This window comes from Streptomyces sp. DT224, assembly GCF_049844595.1.
GTDB lineage: Bacteria > Actinomycetota > Actinomycetes > Streptomycetales > Streptomycetaceae > Streptomyces.
Genome location: NZ_JBNCLI010000012.1, coordinates 165989 through 172171, shown reverse-complemented (window position 1 = coordinate 172171; position 6183 = coordinate 165989). Strand labels below are relative to the sequence as shown.

The 6183-nt window shown below is 73.8% G+C and carries 6 protein-coding genes; 4 read left to right on the top strand and 2 right to left on the bottom strand.

The window, feature by feature from the left end; all coding sequences use genetic code 11:
• Window positions 1-181: 181 nt before the first annotated feature.
• Window positions 182-1615 (top strand): carotenoid oxygenase family protein, encoded by a 1434-nt coding sequence (locus tag ACLQ2N_RS28795; RefSeq protein WP_425817435.1) that lies wholly within the window; start codon window positions 182-184, stop codon window positions 1613-1615.
• A 12-nt stretch (window positions 1616-1627) separates the two neighbouring features.
• Here the strand turns inward: ACLQ2N_RS28795 and ACLQ2N_RS28790 are convergent, their stop codons facing one another.
• On the bottom strand, window positions 1628-2773 hold the full coding sequence (locus ACLQ2N_RS28790; protein WP_425817433.1) for a DUF6777 domain-containing protein: 1146 nt from the start codon (window positions 2771-2773) through the stop codon (window positions 1628-1630).
• Between the two features lie 199 nt (window positions 2774-2972).
• Here ACLQ2N_RS28790 and ACLQ2N_RS28785 point away from each other — a divergent pair, with 199 nt between their 5' ends.
• The 3 genes from ACLQ2N_RS28785 to ACLQ2N_RS28775 are packed head-to-tail and all read left to right on the top strand — an operon-like array spanning window position 2973 to window position 5788.
• The gene (locus tag ACLQ2N_RS28785) at window positions 2973-3821 is read left to right on the top strand and encodes a YndJ family protein (RefSeq protein ID WP_425817431.1); all 849 of its coding nucleotides are present in this window, start codon (window positions 2973-2975) and stop codon (window positions 3819-3821) included.
• Window positions 3818-4354 carry a DUF1990 family protein gene (locus tag ACLQ2N_RS28780; RefSeq protein ID WP_425817429.1) on the top strand — a complete coding sequence of 179 codons (537 nt, stop codon included), beginning with the start codon at window positions 3818-3820 and terminating at the stop codon, window positions 4352-4354. Before ACLQ2N_RS28785 ends, ACLQ2N_RS28780 begins: the two co-directional genes overlap by 4 nt.
• 30 nt (window positions 4355-4384) lie before the next feature.
• On the top strand, window positions 4385-5788 hold the full coding sequence (locus ACLQ2N_RS28775) for a lipase maturation factor family protein (RefSeq protein WP_425817427.1): 1404 nt from the start codon (window positions 4385-4387) through the stop codon (window positions 5786-5788).
• A 212-nt stretch (window positions 5789-6000) separates the two neighbouring features.
• Here ACLQ2N_RS28775 and ACLQ2N_RS28770 read toward each other — a convergent pair whose 3' ends face one another.
• Window positions 6001-6177, bottom strand: a complete 177-nt coding sequence (locus ACLQ2N_RS28770) for a hypothetical protein (protein WP_425817425.1) — start codon at window positions 6175-6177, stop codon at window positions 6001-6003.
• Window positions 6178-6183 lie beyond the last annotated feature (6 nt).

Genomic DNA, 6183 nt, shown 5'->3' with positions numbered 1-6183 from the left:
GGATCCAGCGGGGCCCGGGCGGCCGGCTCGGCCACACGCAGGGCGACGCCAACGAGCCGGTCGCCGGCCTCCGGGAGGACCACGCCGCCGGGCGTTGCGGCGGTCCCGGGCCGGGGATTGAATGGAGAGTCAGTCCGGCACGCATCCGGGTGCGCCCCACGTCCCGGCAAGGGAGGCCGCCATGGCCGCACATGCCGCACACGCCTTCGACCCGAGCCGGGTCGTCCACCTCTCGGGGCGATTCGCCCCCGTGACCGAGGAGGTGGACCAGGCGGACCTTGACGTGACGGGCGCACTGCCGGGCGAGCTGGACGGGGTGTTCCTGCGCAACGGGCCCAACCCTCGCTTCACGCCGATCGGTTCGTACCTCTACCCGATCGACGGCGACGGCATGCTGCACGGCGTGTGGATCTCCGGCGGCCGGGCCCGCTACCGCAACCGGTTCGTCCGGACACCCGCCGTGGTCGCCGAGGAGCGGGCGGGACGGGCGTTGTGGGGCGGCATCGAGTCGATGATCCTGCCGCAGGAGCCGGACGTCGGACCGGAGCTGGCCGGCACCTTCCGCGACATGCCCGACATCAACGTGGTGCGCCACGCGGGACGGCTGCTGGCGCTCGCCGAGTCCGACTGCCCGTTCCTCATGAGGCCCGACCTGGCGACCGTCGGCAAGGAGACCTTCGGCGGGGCGCTCCCGGCGGGCATCACCGCGCATCCGAAGACGGACCCGATCACGGGCGAGATGCTGGTCTTCTGTTACGGCCTGGAGCCGCCCTATCTCACCTGGTCGGCGATCGGCCCCCAGGGCGACGTGCTCCGGGGACCCACACCGGTGGACGGGGCCGACGAGCCGATGATGATCCACGACATGGCGATCACCCCTCGCTTCCTGGTAATCGTGATGGCACCGGTGTTCTTCGACATCGCGGCGGCCATGAACGGCGGCTCGATGCTCGGCTGGCGCCCCGAACGCGGGACCCGCCTCGCCCTGGTCCCGCGCGACGGCGGCCCGGTCCGCTGGGCGTCGGACGACGCCTTCTGGCTGTGGCACACGGTCAACGCGTACGACACCGAGCCCGGTGGCGGCGATGTGGTGCTGGACTACGTGCAGTGGACCCGCCTGTCCCTGGGCGCGCCCGCCGAGGGGGCGGGACCCAACCGCGCGGGTCTGGTGCGCGCGGTCATCGATCCCGTCGCGGGCACGATGCGCCGGACCGTGCTGGACGACGTCCGGATGGAGCTCCCGCGCACCGACGACCGGCTGATCGGCAGGCGCCACCACCAGCTGGCCGTGGCCTCGGACTCCGGCGGCCAGGACCTGCTGCCGGGCGAGTACGACGCACTGCGCTGGTACGACGGCAACGACCCCTGCGGCCCGCATGTGGTGTGGCGGGCCGGGGACCTCTCGGTGGGTGAGCCGGTGTTCGCGCCCGTCCCCGGGACCGGGCCGGGTGAGGGCGGCTACTGGATGACGTACGCGACCGACCGCACCGACGGGACCAGCTGGCTGCTCGTCATCCCGTCCGAGGACCCGGCGTCGGGACCGGTGGCCCGGGTCCGCATCCCGGTCCGCGTCCCCCTGGGCCTCCACGGCAACTGGCTGCCCACCGAGGAGTGAGGCCGCCGCCCCTCACCACCGCGCGGCAAAACCGTCGTCGGCGCCCCGGGGCAGCCGGATGGACGTCGGCGGCTCGTCGGACCCGGGCGGCCGGTCCGGCGCCGACGGCACCCCGGAAGGCTCGTCCGTGGGCTCGCCGGTCGGTGTCGGGCAGCGTGTTTCCCCCGGCGCCCGGGCGGGTACGCGGCCGGCCGCCGCCGGCTCACCGGGCGGTGTGGGCGTCTCCGGCGTGGGAACGCCGAGCGTCGGGCAGTCCTCGGGGGACCGGGACGGCATGGGCTCCTCCGGCCGCTCGGACTCCGTCGGGGACTTCGGCCGCTTCGTGCCCGGCGGCGGTACGTCGGGGAGCGGGCCGGTGATGTCGGTGTCGGGGGTGTACGGCGGCGGCTCCTCGGGAAGACGGTCGCCGGTGCCCTCGTCGCCGGCCGGGCGGGCGATCCAGCTGTGGTGGGCCAGGTCGGCGATCACCAGCTCCGCCACGGGTCGCACGGCGGGCTCGACCACGACGGTCCGCGCCGGGTCGTACCCCTCCCACCGCTTCCCTGTCCCGGCCGCCGCGTCCCCGGGGCCGGACGGCGGGTCCAGCGGGTTGCCGCAGACGCAGCGGACCCGGGGCAGCCCCCGGTCGTCGACCATGACCGCGGTGCCTGCCTGCAACACGGACTGGTAGGTGATGACGGAGCCGTCCCGGAAGCCGTGCCCGGTGACCAGGGTGTCGGCGCGCAGCAGGACGGGGGTCAGGCCGCGCAGGAAGCCGGCGACCTGGTCGCGGGCGACGGACACGGTGTGCGCGAACGCCTCTTCCCGCGCCGGGTCCACGGCAAGCATCCGGATCTGCGCCTCGACGTCGCAGGAGGGGACGGCGCGTGTTCCGGCGTACAGGCCCGGCGTCGATCCGGTGCGCCTGAGCGCCCGGCCGGGTGCCGACGGGGAGCGGGGTGCCCCGGTCCGGGGAGCGGCCCGGGGAAGGCCGGGGCCGCCCGCGGTGGAGGCGGTGAAGGGGGCGGTCCCGGGGTCGGACGCGGGCTGCAGGAGGACTTCCCCGGTACCGGCCGCCTCTGTGCCCTCGGAGGCGTCCTGGGCACATCCGGCGGCAAGGAGCGTGCCGAGGGAAAGGAGGGCCGCCACGGTGCGCCGTAGACGGGTGCGTGCGTGCACGACGGCGCCTCCTGCCTGCTCACGGGTGCCGGATCATCCCCTCATGTCTGCCGTACTTCCCCCCCGCCCGCAAGCCGGACGCCTTCCACCGGGACGGACGAGCGGAGTCGGCGCACCCGCTGTCTTGAACGTGTTCAGGTCAGGCCGTAGAGTCGGGGCGCGACGACAATTTGAACGTGTTCAAGTCGGGGGGTGGGCCATGTCGGTCCTGGTCGGGCTGATCGTGACGCTGGGCATGCTCGTGATCGTGCCGGCCGGGCTGCGGCTGGCGGACGTCCCGGAGCTGGACCGGATCCGGCGGTTGTGGCCGCTCTTCGCCGCCCCCGGCGCCCTCTGCCTCTGGCTGCCGCGTGGTCCGGCCGCCACCGCCCTGGCCCTCTGCTACGGCGCCGGAGCCTCGCTGCTCGCCCTCCACGCCCTGCCCCGCGTCGCCCGCCGCGACGGGCCCCTGCGGTCCCCGGCCACCGCGCCCGCCGAGATCGCCCTGCTCACCGCACTGATGACGCCGGCCGTCGCCGCCACCGCGCTGGTCGCCGAACGCGCCGGCCACCCCTTGTTCGGCTTCGGCCTCGGCATCCTGGCCCTGACTGTGCCTCACTTCCACTTCGCCGGGTTCGCCGCCGCCCTGGTGGCGGGTCTGGTGAGCCGGGTGGCCGATGGCCCGGCGGGCCGGTTCGCGGCGCTCAGCGTCCCTCTGGGCACCCTGTTCGTGCTGGCCGGCTATTTCATCGGCGACTGGGCCGAACTCGCCGGAGCGGTGGTGCTGACGGCGGGGATGTGGACCGTGGCGCTGCTGACGTGGCGGACGATCCGGCCCGCCCAGCGCGACCGTGTCACCCGGCTGCTGCTCGCCGTCTCGGCCGCCGTGCTCGCCGGGACCATGGTCCTCGCCCTGACCTGGGCGCTGGGAGAGGCGACCGGAATGCCGCATCCCGGCCTCCTCTGGATGGCCGCCACCCACGGCGTGGGCAACGCGCTCGGGTTCGCACTCTGCTCGGTCCTCGCCTGGCAGCGCCTGCACCTCCATGACGAAGGAAGCACTCGATGAACAGCCTCACCTATCCGGAAGTCGGGGCCACCCGTCTCGGCCCGCTCCCCGACGGCTACAACCACCTGCGCCACCGCGCCCGGGTCGGGCGCGGACACGCCGACTTCGAGGCGGCCGGTGCCGCGATCACCGAGTTCCGTCTGCATCGCCGGTCGGGAGCACGCGTGGAGACCTCCGCGCCGCGCGCCGAGACGGGGGCGGCCGTTCGGGTGGCGGTCCAGGCCGGCCCGCTGCGGCTCGCCGTCCCCTGCCAGGTCGTCTGGGCCGAGTACGGGCCCGCCCGGACCGGGTTCGGATACGGGACGGAGACCGGCCACCCCGAGCGCGGCGAGGAGTGCTTCGTGGCCGAACTCGCCGAGGACGGCACGGTCTCGTTCACCGTGACGGCGTTCAGCCGGCCTGCCCGCTGGTACTCGCGGCTCGGCGGTCCGCTGGTGCCGCCGCTCCAGCGGTGGTACGCCCGCCGGCTCGGCCGTACGCTGCGCCGGATCGTCACGGAGGAGCGCGAGCGGCGCGAGGCGCACATCCGCTGAGCCCGGGGACGCCGGGCCATACTGGTGGCGATGGAGTGGTTCACCGCTGACGGGTACTGGCTCGGACGGCTGGTCTTCCAGAAGGCCCTCGCCGTCATCTACCTGACCGCCTTCCTCGCCGCCGCGCTTCAGTTCCGGGCGCTGATCGGGGAGCACGGCATGCTGCCCGCGACCGGGCAGTTGCGGCGTACGTCCTGGCGCACCGCCCCGGGGCTCTTCCGGCTCCACTGCTCCGACCGCTTCTTCGCCGCGGTCGCCTGGACCGGGTGCGCCGTCTCCGTCGCGCTGATCGCCGGGGCGGACAACCTGGTGCCGCTGGGGGCCGCGATGGCGCTCTGGGCGGTGCCGTGGCTGCTGTATCTGTCGATCGTGCAGGTGGGCGGGGTCTGGTACGGCTTCGGCTGGGAATCGCTGCTTCTCGAGACGGGCTTCCTCGCCGTCTTCCTGGGGAACGCGGGCACGGCGCCACCGGTGCTGGTGCTCTGGCTGTTGCGATGGGTGCTGTTCCGGCTGGAGTTCGGCGCCGGGCTCATCAAGTGGCGCGGCGACGCCTGCTGGCGGAACCTGACGTGTCTGGACTTCCACCACGAGACGCAGCCGATGCCGGGCCCGCTGAGCTGGTTCTTCCACCATCTCCCCCGCCCCGTGCACCGGGTGGAGGTCGCGGCCAACCATGCGACGCAGCTGCTCGTCCCGGTGCTGCTGTTCACCCCGCAGCCGGTGGCGAGCGCGGCGGCCGGACTGATGGTCGTCACGCAGTTGTGGCTGGTGCTCTCGGGGAACTTCGCCTGGCTGAACTGGCTGACCATCACGCTCGCCCTGCCGGCCATCGACTGGTCGCCGCTGACCGAACCGCCGGCCCAGCGGGGCGCGCCCGTCTGGTACGAGGTGGTGGTCATCGCGGTCACCGCGCTGGTCCTGCTCCTCAGCTATCGCCCGGCCCGCAATCTGGTCTCCCGCCGCCAGGTGATGAACCGGTCCTTCGACCCGCTGCACCTGGTCAACACGTACGGCGCCTTCGGCAGCATCAGCCGGGTCCGCCTGGAGGTGGTGGTCGAGGGCACGGCGGACGCGGTGGTGCACCCCGGCACGGTGTGGAAGGAGTACGGCTTCCGGGGCAAGCCCGGCGATCCGCGCCGGATGCCGCGCCAGTTCGCCCCGTACCATCTGCGGCTCGACTGGATGATGTGGTTCGCGGCGCTCTCCCCCGCGTACGCCAGGTCCTGGTTCGGGCCGTTCGTGGAGCGGCTGCTGGAGAACGACCGGGACACGCTGCGGCTGCTGCGGCACAACCCGTTCCCGGACGCCCCGCCCGCCCAGGTGCGGGCCAGGGTCTTCCGCTACCGGTTCACCACGTGGTCCGAACTGCGGGCCACCGGCTGCTGGTGGCACCGCACGTTCGTCCGCGACTTCCTGCGCCCGACCCGGGCCTGAGCGGCTGCTTCCCGCTCTCGCGGGCCCGCAGCAGCCGGCTGATCCGCTGGACCAGTTCGTCGTCGCTCGCCACCCGCCGGCCCGGGACCAGCTCCCCCAGGCGCTCGGCGGTCCGGAAGTGGGCCGCCGTGGCGCGCGCGGTGTTCCGAGGAACGGCAGAACGTGCTGTGGCCCGCCCCGGCGGGGGCGGGCCACAGCGGGTGTCCGGGGAATCAGTCGATGCCGGGCAGGATGTGCGGCTCGGCGAGGTCGTCCTCGTAGCCGGCCAGGCGGATCGGGGCGGACCTGGCCCAGACCTCGATGTTCTGGAGCTTGTCGCTGCCGCGCCCCGGCTTTCCATGCCGTTCGGCAGGCCGCTTCTCTTGCTTCGTCAATTCCGGTGTCGTCACCGCGCA

What these genes read in the sequence shown, in the direction of transcription:
- ACLQ2N_RS28795 (WP_425817435.1), top strand. Translation starts at nt 182, where the DNA reads ATGGCCGCACATGCCGCACACGCCTTCGACCCGAGCCGGGTCGTCCAC.
- ACLQ2N_RS28780 (WP_425817429.1), top strand. Translation starts at nt 3,818, where the DNA reads ATGAACAGCCTCACCTATCCGGAAGTCGGGGCCACCCGTCTCGGCCCG.
- ACLQ2N_RS28785 (WP_425817431.1), top strand. Translation starts at nt 2,973, where the DNA reads ATGTCGGTCCTGGTCGGGCTGATCGTGACGCTGGGCATGCTCGTGATC.
- ACLQ2N_RS28775 (WP_425817427.1), top strand. Translation starts at nt 4,385, where the DNA reads ATGGAGTGGTTCACCGCTGACGGGTACTGGCTCGGACGGCTGGTCTTC.